The following is a 17,314-nucleotide window of genomic DNA, read 5'->3' as shown; positions in this document are numbered from 1 at the left end:
TGAAGATCATAAAGAAAACCTTTCAAAAAGAAGTAATTGCAGAATTAATCTCAATGATTTTCTCGCAATAACCACGCCATCATTGTTTACATCTCCGTGAACTTGCATTAAATTCGCGGCCCATGGATACGAAACGAGTCCTCTCCGCACTTCTTGCCGCCGGCGCGCTCGCTTTCTCCAGCGTGGTCAGCGCAGTCGAACAGCCGAAACCCATCGAGGAACCGACGCTGTTCGAGCGCTACGCGAATACTGCCCAGGACCTGATCCTCAAGGGGCTCGAACTGGTCGGCATCAATTACCGCTACGGTGGTACCAATCCCGACCTGGGACTCGACTGCAGTGGTCTGGTGCAACTTGTCTACCGCGAGGCCGCCGGCCTCAACCTGCCGCGCACGGCCAGGGAACAGAGCCGGGTCGGCGAGGTCGTCGGCAAGAACGAACTCAAGGCCGGTGATCTCGTCTTCTTCAACACGATGCGTCGCGCCTTCTCGCACGTCGGCATCTATATCGGTGGCGACCGCTTCCTGCACGCGCCGCGGGCGGGTGCGGAAGTACGCATCGAGAGCCTCGATTCGAGCTACTGGGCATCGCGCTTCAACGGCGCGCGCCGCATCGTCGATCGCTGAACGACCCCGCCGCAGCGGTAGCGGCACGCACGCCCGGCGAATAGCCTTGTCGCGCCTGGCAATCGACGCTGAAGCCGTGTGCGCGCGCCACCTGACCCGGGAAAGCCTGTCGTGATCCCCTGGCTCGGAGATGCCCTTGTCTTTCCTGCAGTGGAACGCGCCCTGCGCGAGCCGAACGGTCTCCTCTGTGCCGGTGGCGACCTTTCCGCCGAACGCCTGCTGGCCGCCTACCGGCAAGGCATCTTCCCCTGGTTTTCCGCTGGTGACCCGATCCTCTGGTGGAGCCCCGATCCGCGCATGGTGCTCTTCCCCGAAGAGTTCCGCATTGCGCGCTCCCTGCGTCGCACGCTGCGTTCGCGTCGCTTCGAGGTCCGCCTCGACAGCGCCTTCGCCGAAGTGATCCGCGCCTGTGCCGAAACGCCGCGACCGGGACAGCCCGGCACCTGGATCACGCGCGAGATGCAGGAGGCTTACTGTCGCCTGTTCGAACGCGGCTTCGCGCATTCGGTCGAAACCTGGGAGGACGGGCGTCTGGTCGGCGGCCTCTATGGCATCGCCATCGGTCGCATGTATTATGGCGAATCGATGTTTTCAAGGGTGAGCGACGCGTCCAAGCTGGCCGCCGCGCACCTCGCGCGTTTCCTCGCTGCCGAGGGTTTCGGGATGATCGACTGTCAGATGCACACGCCGCACCTCGCCTCGCTCGGCGCGCGCGAGATCCCGCGCGCCGAGTTCCTGCGGCAGCTGCGGGAGCTGACCGCCGCCGACGTCCGCCCCGCGCGCTGGCCGGTCGACGGCGCGCGCTTCGCCTGGGACTGACATGTCGCATCCCGATGCCGGTCGCCTGCCCTTCTCGCTGCTGCAGTTCTACACGACTGCGCCCTACGCCTGCAGTTACCTGCCCGAGCGACAGGCACGCTCGCAGGTGGCGACGCCGACGCACCTGATCAATGCCGCGGTCTATGGCGATCTGGTGCGCCACGGCTTTCGCCGCAGCGGCATCTTCACCTACCGGCCGATCTGCGACCACTGCCGCGCCTGCGTTCCGGTGCGCATCCCGGTCGAGCGCTTTCATCCCGACCGCAGCCAGCGCCGCTGCCGCAAGGCGCACGCCGCGCTCTCCGCACGCGAGGCGCCGCTCGCCTTCGACACCGAGCACTTCGCGCTCTACCAGCGTTACCAGGCGGCGCGCCACGCCGGTGGTGGCATGGACCAGGACGACAGCGAGCAATACACGAACTTCCTGCTGCAGAGCCGCGTCGATACCCGCCTCGTCGCCTTCCACGAGGGCGAGGTGCTGCGCATGGTCAGCATCATCGATGTCCTCAGCGACGGACTGTCTTCCGTCTACACCTTCTTCGACCCCGCGCTGCCCGGCGCGAGCTACGGCGTCTACAACATCCTGTGGCAGATCGAACAGTGCCGCCGCAACGGTGCGCCCTACCTCTATCTAGGCTACTGGATCGGCGAGAGCCGCAAGATGGCGTACAAGTCGCGCTTCCGGCCGATCGAGGGGCTGATCGACGGGCGCTGGCAGGACCTGCCGGAAGAGGATTGAATCAGTGAACGGTCCCCGGTGTAAAATCGCGGGATGATCTATCCTCTCATCCGTCAATTCTTCTTCTCGCTCGACGCCGAAACCGCCCACGGAATCGGCATGTCCGGCCTGGACTTCGCGCACGCCGCCGGGCTTTCCGGTCTTTTCTCGGGAAAGGTGCCTGCCTGCCCGGTCGAGGTCATGGGACTGCGCTTCCCCAACCCCGTAGGCCTCGCCGCCGGACTCGACAAGAACGGCGATCACATCGACGCGCTGGCTGCACTCGGCTTCGGCTTCATCGAAATCGGCACGGTGACGCCACGGCCGCAACCCGGCAACCCGAAGCCGCGCCTCTTCCGCATCCCCGAGCGCCAGGCGATCGTCAATCGCATGGGCTTCAACAACGGCGGCGTCGACAATCTGCTGGCCCGCGTTGCTGCGGCGCAGTTCCCGCGCCGCGGCGGCATCCTCGGCATCAACATCGGCAAGAACTTCGACACGCCGATCGAGAAGGCCGCCGACGACTACCTGATCTGCCTCGACAAGGTCTATGATGCCGCCAGCTACGTCGCGGTGAACATCTCCAGCCCGAACACCAAGAACCTGCGCGACCTGCAGCGAGACGACGCGCTCGACGACCTGCTTGCCCGCCTGAAGGCGGCCCAGGCCAGGCTGGCCGACCAGCGCGGACGCTACGTGCCGATGGCGCTGAAGATCGCCCCCGACCTCGACGACCTGCAGATCCGGGCGATCGCCGACCTCCTGCGCCGGCATCGCATGGACGGCGTGATCGCCACCAACACGACGCTGGCGCGTACCGGCGTCGAGGGATTGCGCAACGCCGACGAGGCGGGCGGCCTTTCCGGCGCGCCCCTGCGCGAGGCCTCGACCGCGGTGCTGAAAAAGCTGGCGGCGGCGCTTGCCGGCGAAGTGCCGATCATCGGTGTCGGCGGCATCATGAACGGCGCCGATGCAGCGGCGAAGATCGCCGCCGGGGCGAGCCTGGTGCAGTTCTACTCGGGTTTCATCTACCGCGGCCCGGAACTGGTCGGCGAGGCGGCTGCAGCCATCGCCGCACGGCGTCGCTGAACGACCGCTGACGGATGCTCCCGCGGTACCGTCCGGCGCCGCGGCCGTCCCTCGCCACGCATACCTCCACCGCCAGTGCGGTTGAAGTGGCGGCACCCTTAACGGATAATCGCCGCCTCTCGCCAATGGCCCACTCATGACCCATTACCTTTTTCTCCTGATCGGCGCTGTCCTCGTCAACAACGTCGTGCTGGTGAAGATGCTCGGCCTGTGCCCGTTCATGGGCGTCTCCCGGAAAGTGGAGACGGCCTTCGGCATGGGCGCAGCGACGACTTTCGTCCTCACCGTCGCCACCGGCGCGAGCTACGTCATCGACCACTACCTGCTGCTGCCGTTCGGGCTCGAGTACCTGCGCACGCTGTCGTTCATCGTCACCATCGCGGCGATCGTCCAGCTCACCGAGATGGTCATCCAGAAGACCAGCCCCGTGCTGCACCAGGTGCTCGGCATCTACCTGCCGCTGATCACGACCAACTGCGCCGTGCTCGGCGTGCCCTTGCTCAACATCGCCAACAAGAACGACTTCGTCGACTCCCTGCTCTTCGGTGCCGGCAGCGCGATCGGCTTCTCGCTCGTGCTGGTCCTCTTCGCCGGCATCCGCGAGCGCGTCGATGGCGCCGATGTGCCGCGCCCGTTCAAGGGCGTCGCCATCGCCATGGTCACCGCCGGGCTGATGAGCCTGGCGTTCATGGGCTTTGCCGGCCTGGACAAGTACCAATGATCGGCGCCATCCTGATCATGGTGCTCGGCGCCGTCCTGCTCGGCGCGGCCCTCGGCTACGCGGCGGTCAAGTTCCGGGTCGAGGGCGACCCGCTGGTCGACCAGATCGACGCGATCCTGCCGCAGACGCAGTGCGGCCAGTGCGGCTACCCCGGCTGCCGCCCCTACGCCGAAGCCATTGCCAAGGGCGAGGCCGACATCAACCTGTGCCCGCCCGGCGGTGCCGAGGGGGTGCAGAAACTCGCCGACCTGCTCGGACGCGAGGCGAAGCCGCTCGAGGCCGAAGAAAAGCCGAAGCAGACCGCGCTCATCGACGAATCGCGCTGCATCGGCTGCACGCTGTGCCTCCAGGCCTGCCCGGTCGACGCGATCGTCGGCGCGGCCAAGCAGATGCACACCGTCGTCAGCGCACAATGCACCGGCTGCGAACTGTGCGTGAGCCCCTGCCCGGTCGAATGCATCAGCATGCAGCCACTCGGCGAAAACATCGACACCTGGCAGTGGCAGCGCCCGGTGATCATCCTGCGACAAGTCCCATGATCCAGCTTTTCAAGTTCCGCGGCGGCATCAAGCCGGCTTCGAACAAGGACGTGTCGTCGTCGGCAGCGATCGCGAAGGCGCCGCTGCCGGCGCGTCTCTACCTGCCGCTGCGCGTTTCGGCGCGCACACTGGCGCAACCGCTGGTCGCGGTCGGCGAGCACGTGCTCAAGGGGCAGGCGATCGCCAGCGCCGAAGGGGTGCTCGGCACGACGCTGCACGCACCGACCTCGGGCGTCGTCTCGGCGATCGACGCCGGCGACTATCCGCACCCTTCTGCACTGCCGGTACCGCGCATCGTCATCGACAGCGACGGCGATGACCGCTGGTGCGCACGGAAGCCGCTCGATGCGGCGAGCGCCTCACCCGACGAACTGCGTCGCCACCTGCGCGAGGCCGGCATCGTCGGTCTCGGCGGCGCGGGTTTCCCGAGCCACGTCAAGCTCTCGCCGGGGCAGGCCGCGATCGCGACCCTGATCATCAACGGCGCCGAGTGCGAACCGTGGATCACCTGCGACGACCGGCTGATGCAGGAACGCGCTGCTGAAATCATCGCCGGCGCGCTGATCCTGCACCGCGCCATCGGCGCCCGGCGCGTGCTCATCGGCATCGAGGACAACAAGCCGCAGGCCATCGCAGCGATGCAGAAGGCCGCCAGGCAAGCCGCCGGCGGGACCGACCTCTCCGTCGTCGCCGTGCCGACGCTCTACCCGGCCGGCGGCGAAAAGCAACTGATCCGCGTGCTCACCGGGATCGAGATTCCCTTCGGCAAGCTCGGCTTCGACTTCGGCGTGCAGTGCTTCAACGTCGGCACCGCGTACGCCGTCCAGCGCGCGGTCGTGCACGGCGAACCGCTGATCTCGCGCATCGTCACGCTCACCGGCAACGTCGAGCAGGCCGGCAACTGGGAGGTCCTGCTAGGGACTCCGATCGCCGAATTCGTCGCGCTCGGCCGGCCACGCCCCGACACCGACCGCTACCTGATGGGCGGACCGATGATGGGCATCGACCTCGCGAGCCTGGCGGCTCCCCTCGTCAAGACCTCGAACTGCACCCTGGTCGGTTCACCCCGACTCTTCCCGCCGCGGCCGCCGGAAATGCCGTGCATCCGCTGCGGATCCTGCGCACGCGCCTGCCCGCACGAGTTGCAGCCCTTCGAGCTGTACTGGTTCGCCCGTGCCGGCAACCTCGACAAGGCCAAGGAGTACCACCTGTTCGACTGCATCGAATGCGGCTGCTGCAGCTATGTCTGCCCGTCGCACATCCCGCTGGTCCAGTATTTCCGCTTCGCCAAGGGCGAGATCTCGGCGCGCGAGCGCGAGAAGAAGGCGGCGGCAGCGGCCAAGGAACGCTTCGAATTCCGCAACGAGCGCGCCGAGCGCGAAAAGGCCGAGAAGGCAGAGCGCCTGGCGCGCGCCGCAGCGGCCAAGGCGGCCGAGTCGGCAGCGCCGCGTGGCGAGGCCGCTGCCGGCGCGGCTGCCCCTGCCGTTCCTCCCGCAGCGTCTGCCGCGGCGGAGAGCGTGCCGGCGACGGCGGCTGCCGCAACGCCCTCGGCCGCCGATGCGGCCAGGAAGGCGGCGATCGCCGCCGCGATGGAACGCGCGCGCGTCCAGCGCGAGGCCGTGCAGGCGAGAAACACCGAGGCGCTGAGCCCCGAACAGCAGCGCGAGATCGCCGCCATCGAGGCCCGCCGCGCCAGTGCTGCCGGGGCGGCCGCGGCAGCGCCGCCTGCCGAAACCCCGACCTCCGCGCCGGAACTGCCATGAGCCTGCTGCCCTCCACCTCCCCCTATCAACTCGGCCAGGCCAGCGTACGCGGCGTCATGCTGCAGGTGCTGCTCGCGCTGCTGCCGGCGATCGCCACCTATGTCTGGCTGCTGGGACCGATCATCCTCGTCCAGATCGCCGTCGCCAGCGTTTCCGCCCTCGTCGGCGAAGCGCTGCTGCTGAAGGCACGCGGCAAGCCGCTCGGGCTCTTCCTCGGCGACGGCAGCGCGCTGGTCACCGCCTGGCTGGTCGCGCTCACCTTCCCGCCACTGGCGCCATGGTGGCTGGTGGCGCTCGGCGCGCTGTTCGCGATCGTCGTCGCCAAGCAACTCTACGGCGGGCTCGGACAGAATCCGTTCAACCCGGCGATGATCGCCTTCGCCGCGTGCATCGTCGCGTTCCCGGCGCTGATGTCGACCTGGCCGCCGCTGCCGCTGGCCTATGGCTTCTCCGAACAGTTGCAGGCCGTCTTCGGACTCCTGCCGCACGTCGACGCGATGAATGGCGCGACCCCGCTCGATGCCCTGAAGACCTCGCTCAAGCTCGGCGAGGGCTCGGTCACGGTCAGCACGCTGCTCGCCGACCCCGAGGTCTTCGGCCGGATCGCCGGCCGCGGCTGGGAATGGATCGCCGCCGGCTACCTCGTCGGCGGCCTGTTCATGCTCTGGCGCGGGATCATCCGCTGGCAGGGACCGCTGGCGTTCATCGCCGGGATGAGCACGATCGCCGGCCTGTGCTGGGCGCTGCACCCCGATCAGTTCGCCGATCCGCTCTTCCACCTCTTCTCGGGCGGCGCGCTGATGGGCGCCTTCTTCATCGTCACCGACCCGGTCTCGGGCTGCACCACGCCGCGCGGGCAACTATTCTTCGGCTTTGCCGCGGGCATCCTCGCCTACCTGATCCGCGTCTTCGGCGGCTATCCCGACGGCGTCGCCTTCGCAGTCCTCTTGCTCAACCTCTGCGCGCCGCTGATCGACCGCTACACGCAACCTGCCGTCTTCGGCTGGAGGAAGACGAGATGAGCGCAAGCCCTGAGATGCAGCCTGCAGCGCAGGCGAAAGCGCCCTCCGCGCCGGCGATGGCGGCGCGGAGCGCACTGATCCTGATCGTATTCGTCGCCGTGTTCACAGGCCTCCTGGCCGCTGCCTACCTGCGCACCAAGCCGGCGCTGGAGGCGACCGCGCTCGCCGAGAAGACGAAGCTGATCGACGAGGTGCTGCCGAAGACCGCCTACGACAACGACCCGCTCAAGGACGCCGTGCAGATCGCGGCCGTTGCCGCGCTCGGTCTCGACGAACCGTCGACCGTCTACCGCGCTCGCCGCGCCGGCGAGCCGGCCGCAGCGGTCGTCGAAGCAGTCGCCGCCGACGGTTATTCGGGCAGGATCCGCCTCCTGCTCGCCATCGCTGCCGACGGCACGGTGCTCGGCGTCCGCGTCACCGAGCACCGCGAGACGCCGGGACTCGGCGACTACATCGAGCCGAAGAAAGACAAGAACAAGGCACGGCCGTGGATCTCCCAGTTCAACGGGCTCTCGCCGGCCACACTGAGCGAACGCGACTGGCGCGTGAAGAAGGACGGTGGCCGCTTCGACTCGGTCGCCGGGGCAACGGTGACGCCACGCGCAGTGGTCAAGGCAGTGCGCAAGGCGGCGCTGTGGGTCGCCGACAACCGCGAGCAGGTGTTCCAGTGAGCGCCCGAACGCGTCAGGAAGGAGGCTGAAGTGAAGTCCGACGAATTGCGCCGGATCGCCGCCAACGGCGTCTGGAAACAGAACACCAGCCTGGTGCAGATCCTCGGGCTGTGTCCGCTGCTGGCGGTGACCACCAACCTCGTGAACGGCGTCATGCTGTCGCTGGCGACGATCCTGGTGATGGCACTGTCCGGTGCCGTGATCGCCAGCCTGCGCGCGTTCATCCCGCACGAAATCCGCATCCCGGTATTCATCCTGATCGTCGCGGCGCTGGTCACCATCGTCGACCTGTCGTTCAACGCCTACCTGCACGAACTCTACCTGGTGCTCGGCATCTTCATCCCGCTGATCGTCACCAACTGCATCGTCCTCGCCCGTGTCGAAGCCTACGCGGCCAAGAATCCCCCGCTGCAGGCGGCGGCCGACGGCGTGTTCATGGGCATCGGCATGCTGTGGACGCTCGCGCTACTCGGCGGCATGCGCGAGCTGATCGCCGGCGGCACACTGTTCTCGGGGATCGAGATGGTATTCCCGGGCGTCGAAGCCCTGCACCTGCTGCCTGCCGACTATCCCGGCTTCCTGCTCGCGGCCTTGCCGCCCGGCGCCTTCATCCTGCTCGGCTGCATGATCGCGTGGAAGAACTGGGTGGAGGAACGCGCCGCCGAGCGCCAGCGGCGGACGGCGCCCGCGCAGGCCGCGGCCAGCACCGGCTGATCTCCGATGAACCGTCAAACCTCTTTCAAGCCACGCAAATCACCAAAATCGACGAAATAAAACCCAGGCTTGTTGTCGCTTGCCGGCTTCGCCTGCTCAACAGCGAACGACAGGAATGATTTCTCTTCGTGCATTTCGTGGCTAATTGATCTCTCCAGGATGAACGCCAATACCCGTGCCGAGTTCTTCGCCCGCCTGCGCGCCGCCGACCCGGCACCGCAGACCGAGCTCGCCTACGAGTCACCGTTCCAGCTGCTGATCGCCGTCATCCTTTCGGCGCAGGCGACCGACCGCAGCGTCAATCTGGCGACGAAGCCACTGTTCGCCGTCGCGCCCGACCCGGAGAGCATGCTCGCGCTCGGCGAGGAAGGCCTGATCAGCTACATCAATCGCATCGGCCTCTACCGTAACAAGGCGAAGAACGTGATCGCCACCTGCCGCCTGCTGCTCGAACGTCATGGGGGAGAGGTGCCGGCGACGCGCGCCGAACTCGAAGCGCTCCCCGGCGTCGGCCGCAAGACCGCCAACGTCGTCCTGAACGTCGTTTTCGGCGAGCACACCATCGCCGTGGACACACACATCTTCCGCGTCGGCAACCGCACCGGGCTGGCCAAGGGCAAGACGCCGCTCGCCGTCGAGCAGAAGCTCCTGCGCCATGTCCCCGCCGAGTTCCGCGAACACGCGCACCACTGGCTGATCCTGCACGGCCGCTACGTGTGCAAGGCGCGTCGTCCCGAGTGCTGGCGCTGCCCGGTCGCCGATCTGTGCGATTATCGCGACAAGAGTCCGCTGCCATGATGCCCGAGCCCCTCCCGATGAGAGTCGCCAGTGCGCTGGTCAGCGGCGACGAAGCGACGCCGAAACTGGTCGAGACGGCGGTACGCCAGGCGCTGGCGCGCGCCGGTCTGCGCAGCGCCGGCAGCGTGCTGCTGTTCCTGACCCCCGAGTTCTCCCGACAGGCGCAGGAGGCGGTGACTGCCGCCGTGCGCGCTGCGTCCTGCCTGCAGGTCGCCGGCGGCATCGCCGCCGGCGTATTCACCGAAGACGGCTGGGCGCTGGACCGACCGGCGGCAGCGGTGATGGTGTTCGGCGAAGGCATGGCGTTCGCGCCGGTCGACGAAGAAAGGGAGCAAGCCGTCGCCGGCGGCGCGCCGACCCTGCTCTGCTACGGCAGCGAGCCGGGTTCGCGCCCGCGCCAGTCGGCGCGCCGTTTCGGCGGCAGCTTCGCCGGCAAGCCAGGGGCGTCAGCGCTGGTCTGGCAGGCTGGACGGGTCAGCGCAGCGCCACACTGCGCGCTCGCCGTCGGCGGCCCCCGTGTCGACCTTCGCGTCTCGTCCGGACTGTCGCTGCTCGGCCCTGCCACGATCGTCGATGCCGCCTCCGGCAACGAACTCGTGGCGCTCGGCGGACAGAGCCCGCTCGCCAGCCTGCGTGGCGTGCTGCCGGCCGAGTGGCACGAGCTGCCGCTGCACCGGCTGGCCGCCGTTCTCATCGACGACGCGATCGGCGGCGACACACACGCGGCGCTCGGCTCGGGATTGTATCGGGAAGTCGCCATCGTCGCCGTCAACGCCGACGGTTCACTGACCCTCGCCGACCCGGTCGAGCGCGGCCAGCGCCTCGCCTGGGCGATCCGCACGCCGGACAGCAGCACCTCCGACATGCAGGCCGCACTCGGCCGGCTGGCGGCCGACAGCTCCACCGCGAGCGCTGCGCTGATGTTCTCTTGCATCGGTCGCGGCCCCTACTTCTACGGCGGCGAAGACTGCGACCTCGCCCTCTTCTCGCGTTACTTTCCGGGGCTGCCGCTGCTCGGTGTCTATGCGAGCACGCAGTTTGCGTGGAACTGGGAGGGCGTCAATCGCAGCCTGCGCAACTCCGTCGTCGTGGCCCTGCTCTCAGCCGAAGGGAAGAAGCATGTTCAATCCGTCGCGTGAACAGGTACGCGAGTTCTTCTGCACGGCCTTCAGCAAGCTGCGCGAGCGTGTCCCACTCGCCGGCAACGAGGCGCTGGCCGTCGCCGTGATCGAACGCCACCCCGAGTGGCACGCGCTGCTCGCCGACCGCGAACGCGCGCTCGCCGCCGGGCCGGCGGCCGACGGCTGCGAGCCATTCCTGCACCTCTCGCTGCACCTGGCGATCGCAGAACAGTTGTCGATCGACCAGCCGCCGGGGATCCGCGCTGCCTGGACGCGGCTGTGCGCGCGCTGCGACCCACACGAGGCCGAGCATCGGCTGATCGACTGCCTGGCCGAGACCATCTGGGAAGCACAACGGAACGGCAGCGCGCCTGACGGCGAGCGCTACCTGGAACGGCTGCGGCGTAGCGCGACTTCCTGAAGCATCTACTGCCGCGCAGTACCCAGGATCACTTCGTCTGGAACAGGTATTCGCCGCCCTCGACGTGACCGGCGGAAACGACTGCGCCGTACTGCGGTTCCTGTGGAAACTCGCTGGTCACGCGGCGGCTGACACTGCGCCAGACCTCGTAGCCGGGGGTGGTGCCGGTCGACGTGTCGAGTGTCTTGATCAGGTTCCACGCGAAGATCGAGTGCCCGTCCTTGCCTTCGTCCGAAACCGGCTCGTCGCCACCCGACGAGAAGACCAGTACCGAACGGCGACGCAGTACCTCGTCGGCCTTCGGCTCACCGCGATAGCTCACCTTCTGCTCGCGCGTCAGGGAGCCCGAGAAGCAGCTGTCGGAAACGAGGATGATCTGGCGCGCGGGGACTGCGGCCAGCAGCCGCGAGATGTCGGTGTTGGAGATCCAGTTCGCCGCCGTCTTCACCGACGCGTCGACGGGAATCCAGAAGCCCATGTTGGTGTCGTCCATCAGGTAGCCGTGGCCGGCGTAGAAGAGAAGGACACTGTCCTCCGGGGCGACCCCGGCGGCGACCTCGTTGAAGGCCTCGATGATCTGCGCCTTCGACGCGTTCCTGAGCACGCGCGCCTCGTAGCCGAAGCGCGAACGCAGCACGGCAGCGATCTTCTCGACGTCGGCGACGGGCGTCTCCAGACCGGGTATCGGCGCCGTGTAGTCGTTGTTGCCGACCAGCAGCGCGACGCGTCGCTGCACCACCGGCGGCGGAGCGACGGCCACGGGCTTGGGCTCCTCTGGCACGACAACGGGCGGAAGGCTTGCCGGAGCGGCAGCGACCGTGGCGGCAGGCGTGATGGCAACTTCACCGGCAGCGGGTTCCGTGCCGGGTGCGGGAGCGGCGATCGGCGCCACCGGTCGCGCCAGACAGAGCGTTTCCTTGGGCAGCGCTCCCGGCGGGCATTCGGGGACGTCGGCAGCGGCCGGGTTGCGGCGCAATTCCTCGAGTGCCTCGCGGTAGAGCAGCGTGCGCGCCTGGTGCCGCTGCACGGTGAGCGCCTGGAACTGCGCCATCCCGGGAACGCCGCCGGCGAACGCCGGCGGGCGCATCATCTGCGCGTGCACCGCGGATGCGAAGAAAAGCAGCGGCAACAGCCTGAGCAGTTTCATGGCACTCCCTCCTCGTTGCGGGCGCGGCTGACGAGGCGCGGCCAGTCGCGCGACCAGTATCTCTCATGATTGTAGCCGGCGACGCGCTCGCTGCGGCCGCCGCGCAATTCGACGTAGCGCTCTACCACTTGCGGCGGCACGACGCGGTCTTCCTCGCCGACGAAGTGCAGCGCTTGCCGTCCCTGCCTGCTGGCGGCGAAGGGCTGATCGGTCGCCGGATCGAGCGAGCCAGCGAGCGGCGAGAGGCCGTGCAGTGACACCCACTCGGCGAGCGCGAGCGGCGCGGCGACGGTGATCAGGCGCTCGACGTCGTCGCGCCGCTGCGCGAGCAGCGCGGCGATGACGCCTCCGCCCGAATAGCCGACGAGCTGCAGGCGAGTCGCGCCGCTCCCGGCGAGGAGACTCGTCAGCGCCTGATCGAAGGCGGCGACCACCTCGGGGGCGAAGCGTCGCTCGCTCCAGTAGGCCGGCGGACAGCCGGCGAGCGCCTCGGCGTCGAGATACTGGCAGGGCCGCCCCAGGTAGGCGACCTTGGCCGCCTGGTCCGCTGCCGCCAGCGCCAGCGCGGTCGGTTGCCACGGCGTCGGGTCGCGCGGCGGCTGAAAAGGCGTATGCCAGGCAGCGCCGTCGCCCTCGATATAGACGACCAGCGTCGCCGCCGGCCGCTCGGCGACGCGGACGAAGGCGGCGAGCTCGAAGTCGCCGGCGCGCAGGGAGTTCACCGTGAACCCGCGCCGCTGCGCCCAGTCGGACGCCGCCTGCCGCGAACCGCCGAAGGAATCCGGACTCGCACAGGCGGCGAGCAGAAGTGAAAAGGCCGCGCCAGCCAGCGCGGCCTTCACCGGGATGGATCCCGGAGACAGCATCAGAAGCGGATGCTGACGTTCGCCATCAGGTTGTTGTACTTCTGGTTGCTACGGCTTTCCTCCTGGTTGTAGGCGATGCCGGCGGTGACGCCCTTGGCCAGCGAGAAGTAATTGACGCCGACCGTCCCCACCCATGCATCCCTGCCGATCGGGTCATCGAGTCCGGCCGAGTTCGTGCGGCGCATGTCGTTCACGTAGGAAACGCCGACGTAGGGCATGAAGCCGCCGTTCAGCCAGTAGCCGGCCTGGATGCCGAGACGCGTCTGGTCGATCTTGTTCTTGACGCCAGTGCCGGGATCAGTCGCGCCTGCTTTCTTGTTGTCACCGTACTTTTCCTCGCCGTGCAGGTAGCTGAGCTTGCCGAGGAACTGGACGTTGCCGTACCAGCGGTTGTAGGTCAGGTTGGCGGCACCGAACCAGCGGTCCGACTCGGCGCTGACGTCGTTGGCACCGTAGAACCTGCCCTGGCCGATACCGACGCTGGCGTCGACCGCGAACTGCTTGTTCAGTTGGTAGGCGGCGTAGGGGGCGATCACGTAGCCCTTGGTCGTCGATTCGATTCGGGCCCCGCCGCCGGTAATGTTCTGGCTGTTCAGGTTACCGCGGTCGAGGGCCGCCGAAACGCCGACGACGAAGTCGGGCGACAGCGCATAGTCGGCGCCGATCACCGAGTTCAGCACCGTCGAGTTGTTCCTGATGTTGTTCGCAAAGGCATTGTAGCTTTGCTGCGTATCGGCGTTGCTGAGGTTGCCCCAGACGGTGAAGGGCCTGCCGGCGCCGCCGGCGGCGAGGCCGCGGGAGTCGAGCGAGGCGACCGGGCCGGGAGCGCCAAAACCGAAGAAGCGCGAACCGAGCGCGCCCGAAATGGCGGTCGCCTGCGCGAACGAAGTCGCGTTGATCTGGACCTGGGCGGTCGGCGCTGCCGCCGCAGAAGACGCCGGTTGTTCCGCCAGCACCGACGCCAGTTCATTAGCAACCTGAGCCGAAGCAACACCGCTCACACCCACCAGGCCCGCTGCCAAGAGCAGGCGCTTGTCGAACTTGTACTTCATGAAACACTCCCTTGAAAAAAGGTCCCTTGCGGACTCGATTGAAAAAACTAGTGGGCGCTGGCCTCGCGCGCATTCCTGACCGCCTTCTCGTAGAGGGCGACGATCATCCCGACCTGCGGGTCGTGCGGGCGCGAATTGCGCAGTTCGGCGACCACCTGCTCGATGCGGTCGAATTCACGCAGCTCGAACAGGCCGGACAGGAGGTAAAGCTCGGGGTCGAGGTCGCCGCGCGCCGCTTCCAGGCGCAGCCGGCGATAGGTCGCCTCGACCTGTGCCGTGCCGCCGAAACTGCCGATGGCACGCGTGCGCCCGGCCGGCTGCGGCGAAGCGGCCGCGTCGCTCGAAGGCGTGCGCGCGATCTGGCGCACCACCCCCGGCGACAGTTGCCTGAGTTCGGGCGCTGCCAGCCCCGAGGCGCGGCTTTCCGAGGCGTCAACCTCGAGACGCCCCGCCCCGCGCCAGGTCTCCTGGCGGCCGTTGCCGAGGTAGAAAATCTTCGCCCAAGCGTCACTGGCGAAGGCAAGCCGGTCGCCGCGCTTGAGCCGGGTGAAGGACTCGACCGCTTCCTCCCCTTGCGCGGTGAGGCGGCTGACCGTTCCTTCGATCCTGATGATGAATGCCGTGTCGGGCAATTCGCGCGCAGCAGCCGTCCCTGACAAGGCCGGGAACAAGGCGAGCAGGAAGGCAGCGAGCAGTGCTTTCATCATGTGTAAAATTGTAATCGAATGGGCCGATTCCCGTCGAGCCCGCGGCGAGCACGCACACCGTTTTCAATCCGTATATTGCCTAAGCATCACAGACTGGCTGGGCGGCGCAACTCGGCCAGCGGGGCGTCGGGGAAGCCCGCCCAGAAACGCTCGCGCAGCAGCTCGACTTCCTTGTCCTTCATGCCGACCAGGCGTGCGTTGAAGGCGCGCGGGTCGGGCGTATAGAGCAGGTAGGCCTGCGTCTCGTTGATCATCATCTCCTCGTTGTTCGCGTCGTAGCTGCTGCCCGAGAGGAACTTGCGGAAGGCGGCACGCTGCTCCTCGCTGAGCACCGTCTTCCAGAACTTGCGGCAGTAGGCGGCGTAGAGACGATTGGTGTAGAACTCGGCGTGGCTGATCTCGTGCATCAGGATGGTCTGCCGCGCGAGCGCGCTGACCCGCGGGGTGAAGGATCGGTCGCCGGTTTCCTGCGGAATCGAAAGGATCACCGCCCGCGGACTGACCGCCTGGTAGAAGCCGCGGCGCATGACGAGCAGGCGGCGGTCGAGCAACAGCTGGCGCAGCGCGATTTCCTCGGCGTTGAGGCGGACACCGCCGAGATCGGCCAGATTGAAGAAGACCACTAGTTCCGAGACCATGAAATCGTTGCCGTAGGCGAAGGTCGCCTCGGTCTTGCCGACCGAACGGATGAATCCGGCCAGTTCCTCGTTGCTCATCACCCGCCCGCGCGGCGCGCCGAGGCGCTCGACCAGCGCGCCGACCCGGTTGAACATGCGCCCCTGCTCGGCGAGCGAGGGAAAATCCAGGATCAGGATCGCCGAGCGGCCGCCGTATTCGTAGAGCGTGACCTCGTCGCTGCGCGCGGCCAGGATCGAGGAGAAATCGGCGACGCGTGCCGATGGCAGCGAGTAAGTTGCTGCCGGCTCCTGCCCCCCTTCGTCGGCCAGCAGCGGCGCCGTGAAAGGCAGGCAGAGCGCGAGCAGCAGGACCGCGAACAGGCGCCCCAGGTTCTTCATGGCTGACGGTAGCTATCGGTGCTGAAACGGTGCGCGCGTTCCAGGTTGTAGGTATTGATGTCGCGGTTGCTCGGACGGGCCGGCTGATTGAAGCCAGCCGCGCTGGCCGGCGGATAGAGCGGCATCAGGCCGCCGTAGCCGTAAGCGCCGAACACCGGCGCAAAACCGCCGAAACTCAAAGAATTCTCGCGGTAATACAGTTGCTGGCCGAAGGCGTGCGCACGCTGCAGGTTGTAGGCATTGACGTCACGGTTGCTCGGGCGCACCGGAACATTCAGCCCACCCCCATAGACCGACGGTGGATAGAGCGGAAACGGCGCGGCGCCCGAGCGCATGAGCAGCGGCGGCGGACTGACGAATACCGGTGAGGGCGGCAGGATCGCCATCTGCCTCAATGCCGGCGAGGCGAACACCAGCGAGGGCAGCGCCGGATGCGCGTAGGCGTATTCGGGATCGACGCTGGCGACACCGCCATCGGGAAGGAGGAGGATCTCGCCACTCGCCGGCGCAATCAGCAGCGCGAGGCTGGCAGAGGCCGCGAGGGCACACAGTCGGTTTTTCATTTGGCGCCACCTTCGCTGCTGACGCTGACGGCACCGCCGCGGCGCTGGATCAGATAGACCGTCCCCGTGCGCGGCGACTTGTAGCGAGTGACGCCGGGGGGAATCTCCTTGTTGTCGATATAGACCTTGCCATTGACGACAGCGACTCCCTGCACGTCGACCTGGCTGCCGATGCCGCCGACATTGACGCTGGCCTCGCTGCCGCCGGTGGCGATCGAGGTAACGCTGTCGGCACGCGCCGCACCGCTTCCAGAAACGACAGAAGCACCGCCATCGCTGCGGATGCTGACCTCGCCGCCGCTGACGTTGATCTCCTGACCGGGACTGCGGATGCTGACCTGGGCCATCGTCATCCCGGCGCCGCCGAGCAGCGCGACTGCCACACCAAGGAATCGCGGAACGCTTCTCATGACATTCATGATGAACTCCCCTTCCTTACTTGCAGTTGAGGTTAACCGCCGAGCCCCCGCTCTCGATGACGCTGTTGCTGCGCTGCGCGCCAGCGCCCTCGCCGACCATGCCGACGCTGTTGGCGACCTCGGTGCATTGACGCACGCGGTTGGGCTGGGCCGGCGGAGCGACCAGCGCGCGCGCGCGCTGACGCAGGCGTTCGGCCTCGGTCGGAGGTACCGCGCGCAGGATGATCGTCGTCCCGTCGCCGGCGAACGGCTCGCCTTCGGACGACTCGCGCAGGTAGTACTGCGCGTCGTCGCTGGCACGCTCGGCCTCGTTGCGCCCGGCGATACCCTCCTCGATCAGGAGCGGCGCCTCAGTCCCGTTCCGGTAGTGGCGCGCCTCGGCCGCCGAACGCGTCGCTGCACGCTCGACGCCTGTCTCGTCGCCCGCAGGCTGCAGGATCACGATCTCTCCCGCGCTGGCCGCCTGGGGGGCGAGTGCAGCGAGACAGACGCCGAAGGCGAGGCCGCGCAGGCACATGGCGA

At 67.6% G+C, this 17,314-nt stretch carries 21 protein-coding genes; 13 read left to right on the top strand and 8 right to left on the bottom strand.

All coding sequences use genetic code 11. The features are described from left to right. The first annotated feature begins 122 nt into the window (after positions 1 to 122). The 13 genes from CCR84_RS15485 (at position 123) to CCR84_RS15425 (ending at position 11,022) form a co-directional block, all read left to right on the top strand. Positions 123 to 626 (top strand): C40 family peptidase, encoded by a 504-nt coding sequence (locus tag CCR84_RS15485; RefSeq protein ID WP_201214214.1) that lies wholly within the window; start codon positions 123 to 125, stop codon positions 624 to 626. A 111-nt stretch (positions 627 to 737) separates the two neighbouring features. Beyond that, positions 738 to 1,445, top strand: a complete 708-nt coding sequence (gene aat / locus CCR84_RS15480) for a leucyl/phenylalanyl-tRNA--protein transferase (RefSeq protein WP_201214212.1) — start codon at positions 738 to 740, stop codon at positions 1,443 to 1,445. A gap of 1 nt (position 1,446) precedes the next feature. Beyond that, positions 1,447 to 2,184, top strand: coding sequence for an arginyltransferase (locus CCR84_RS15475; RefSeq protein ID WP_201214210.1), 738 nt, complete (start codon positions 1,447 to 1,449; stop codon positions 2,182 to 2,184). 33 nt (positions 2,185 to 2,217) lie between these two features. Beyond that, positions 2,218 to 3,252, top strand: a complete 1,035-nt coding sequence (locus CCR84_RS15470; RefSeq protein ID WP_201214208.1) for a quinone-dependent dihydroorotate dehydrogenase — start codon at positions 2,218 to 2,220, stop codon at positions 3,250 to 3,252. A gap of 136 nt (positions 3,253 to 3,388) precedes the next feature. Next, positions 3,389 to 3,973, top strand: a complete 585-nt coding sequence (gene rsxA, locus CCR84_RS15465) for an electron transport complex subunit RsxA (protein WP_201214206.1) — start codon at positions 3,389 to 3,391, stop codon at positions 3,971 to 3,973. Then, positions 3,970 to 4,512 carry an electron transport complex subunit RsxB gene (rsxB, locus tag CCR84_RS15460; protein ID WP_201214204.1) on the top strand — a complete coding sequence of 181 codons (543 nt, stop codon included), beginning with the start codon at positions 3,970 to 3,972 and terminating at the stop codon, positions 4,510 to 4,512. The genes rsxA and rsxB overlap by 4 nt, the downstream gene beginning before the upstream one ends. After that, the gene (gene rsxC / locus CCR84_RS15455; RefSeq protein ID WP_201214202.1) at positions 4,509 to 6,275 is read left to right on the top strand and encodes an electron transport complex subunit RsxC; all 1,767 of its coding nucleotides are present in this window, start codon (positions 4,509 to 4,511) and stop codon (positions 6,273 to 6,275) included. The genes rsxB and rsxC overlap by 4 nt, the downstream gene beginning before the upstream one ends. Then, on the top strand, positions 6,272 to 7,297 hold the full coding sequence (locus CCR84_RS15450; protein WP_201214200.1) for an RnfABCDGE type electron transport complex subunit D: 1,026 nt from the start codon (positions 6,272 to 6,274) through the stop codon (positions 7,295 to 7,297). Before rsxC ends, CCR84_RS15450 begins: the two co-directional genes overlap by 4 nt. Beyond that, entirely contained in the window at positions 7,294 to 7,968 is a 675-nt protein-coding gene (gene rsxG, locus CCR84_RS15445) for an electron transport complex subunit RsxG (RefSeq protein WP_242508769.1), read from the top strand. The genes CCR84_RS15450 and rsxG overlap by 4 nt, the downstream gene beginning before the upstream one ends. A 30-nt stretch (positions 7,969 to 7,998) precedes the next feature. Next, positions 7,999 to 8,682 (top strand): electron transport complex subunit RsxE, encoded by a 684-nt coding sequence (locus tag CCR84_RS15440; protein ID WP_201214192.1) that lies wholly within the window; start codon positions 7,999 to 8,001, stop codon positions 8,680 to 8,682. Between the two features lie 159 nt (positions 8,683 to 8,841). After that, on the top strand, positions 8,842 to 9,480 hold the full coding sequence (gene nth, locus CCR84_RS15435) for an endonuclease III (RefSeq protein ID WP_201214190.1): 639 nt from the start codon (positions 8,842 to 8,844) through the stop codon (positions 9,478 to 9,480). A 17-nt stretch (positions 9,481 to 9,497) separates the two neighbouring features. After that, a complete protein-coding gene (locus tag CCR84_RS15430) occupies positions 9,498 to 10,619 on the top strand; it encodes an FIST C-terminal domain-containing protein (RefSeq protein ID WP_201214188.1) in 1,122 nt (373 codons plus the stop codon). After that, entirely contained in the window at positions 10,600 to 11,022 is a 423-nt protein-coding gene (locus CCR84_RS15425; protein ID WP_201214186.1) for a DUF1841 family protein, read from the top strand. The genes CCR84_RS15430 and CCR84_RS15425 overlap by 20 nt, the downstream gene beginning before the upstream one ends. Positions 11,023 to 11,050: 28 nt before the next feature. Here the strand turns inward: CCR84_RS15425 and CCR84_RS15420 are convergent, their stop codons facing one another. The 8 genes from CCR84_RS15420 to CCR84_RS15385 all read right to left on the bottom strand — a co-directional run bounded on the left by CCR84_RS15420 (position 11,051) and on the right by CCR84_RS15385 (position 17,309). Beyond that, positions 11,051 to 12,169, bottom strand: coding sequence for a caspase family protein (locus CCR84_RS15420; protein WP_201214178.1), 1,119 nt, complete (start codon positions 12,167 to 12,169; stop codon positions 11,051 to 11,053). Then, on the bottom strand, positions 12,166 to 13,035 hold the full coding sequence (locus CCR84_RS15415; protein ID WP_201214176.1) for an alpha/beta fold hydrolase: 870 nt from the start codon (positions 13,033 to 13,035) through the stop codon (positions 12,166 to 12,168). The genes CCR84_RS15420 and CCR84_RS15415 overlap by 4 nt, the downstream gene beginning before the upstream one ends. Beyond that, positions 13,035 to 14,087, bottom strand: coding sequence for an autotransporter outer membrane beta-barrel domain-containing protein (locus tag CCR84_RS15410; RefSeq protein ID WP_201214174.1), 1,053 nt, complete (start codon positions 14,085 to 14,087; stop codon positions 13,035 to 13,037). Before CCR84_RS15410 ends, CCR84_RS15415 begins: the two co-directional genes overlap by 1 nt. Positions 14,088 to 14,134: 47 nt before the next feature. Continuing rightward, positions 14,135 to 14,794, bottom strand: coding sequence for a hypothetical protein (locus CCR84_RS15405; RefSeq protein WP_201214172.1), 660 nt, complete (start codon positions 14,792 to 14,794; stop codon positions 14,135 to 14,137). A gap of 86 nt (positions 14,795 to 14,880) precedes the next feature. After that, the gene (locus tag CCR84_RS15400) at positions 14,881 to 15,810 is read right to left on the bottom strand and encodes a hypothetical protein (protein WP_201214170.1); all 930 of its coding nucleotides are present in this window, start codon (positions 15,808 to 15,810) and stop codon (positions 14,881 to 14,883) included. After that, positions 15,807 to 16,373 carry a hypothetical protein gene (locus tag CCR84_RS15395; RefSeq protein ID WP_201214168.1) on the bottom strand — a complete coding sequence of 189 codons (567 nt, stop codon included), beginning with the start codon at positions 16,371 to 16,373 and terminating at the stop codon, positions 15,807 to 15,809. Before CCR84_RS15395 ends, CCR84_RS15400 begins: the two co-directional genes overlap by 4 nt. Then, on the bottom strand, positions 16,370 to 16,792 hold the full coding sequence (locus CCR84_RS15390; protein ID WP_201214166.1) for a hypothetical protein: 423 nt from the start codon (positions 16,790 to 16,792) through the stop codon (positions 16,370 to 16,372). Before CCR84_RS15390 ends, CCR84_RS15395 begins: the two co-directional genes overlap by 4 nt. A 16-nt stretch (positions 16,793 to 16,808) precedes the next feature. Next, on the bottom strand, positions 16,809 to 17,309 hold the full coding sequence (locus tag CCR84_RS15385) for a hypothetical protein (RefSeq protein WP_201214164.1): 501 nt from the start codon (positions 17,307 to 17,309) through the stop codon (positions 16,809 to 16,811). Positions 17,310 to 17,314 lie beyond the last annotated feature (5 nt).

The sequence above is a fragment of the Rhodocyclus purpureus genome (assembly GCF_016653115.1).
Taxonomy (GTDB): domain Bacteria; phylum Pseudomonadota; class Gammaproteobacteria; order Burkholderiales; family Rhodocyclaceae; genus Rhodocyclus; species Rhodocyclus purpureus.
This window is presented reverse-complemented; position numbering and strand designations above follow the sequence as displayed.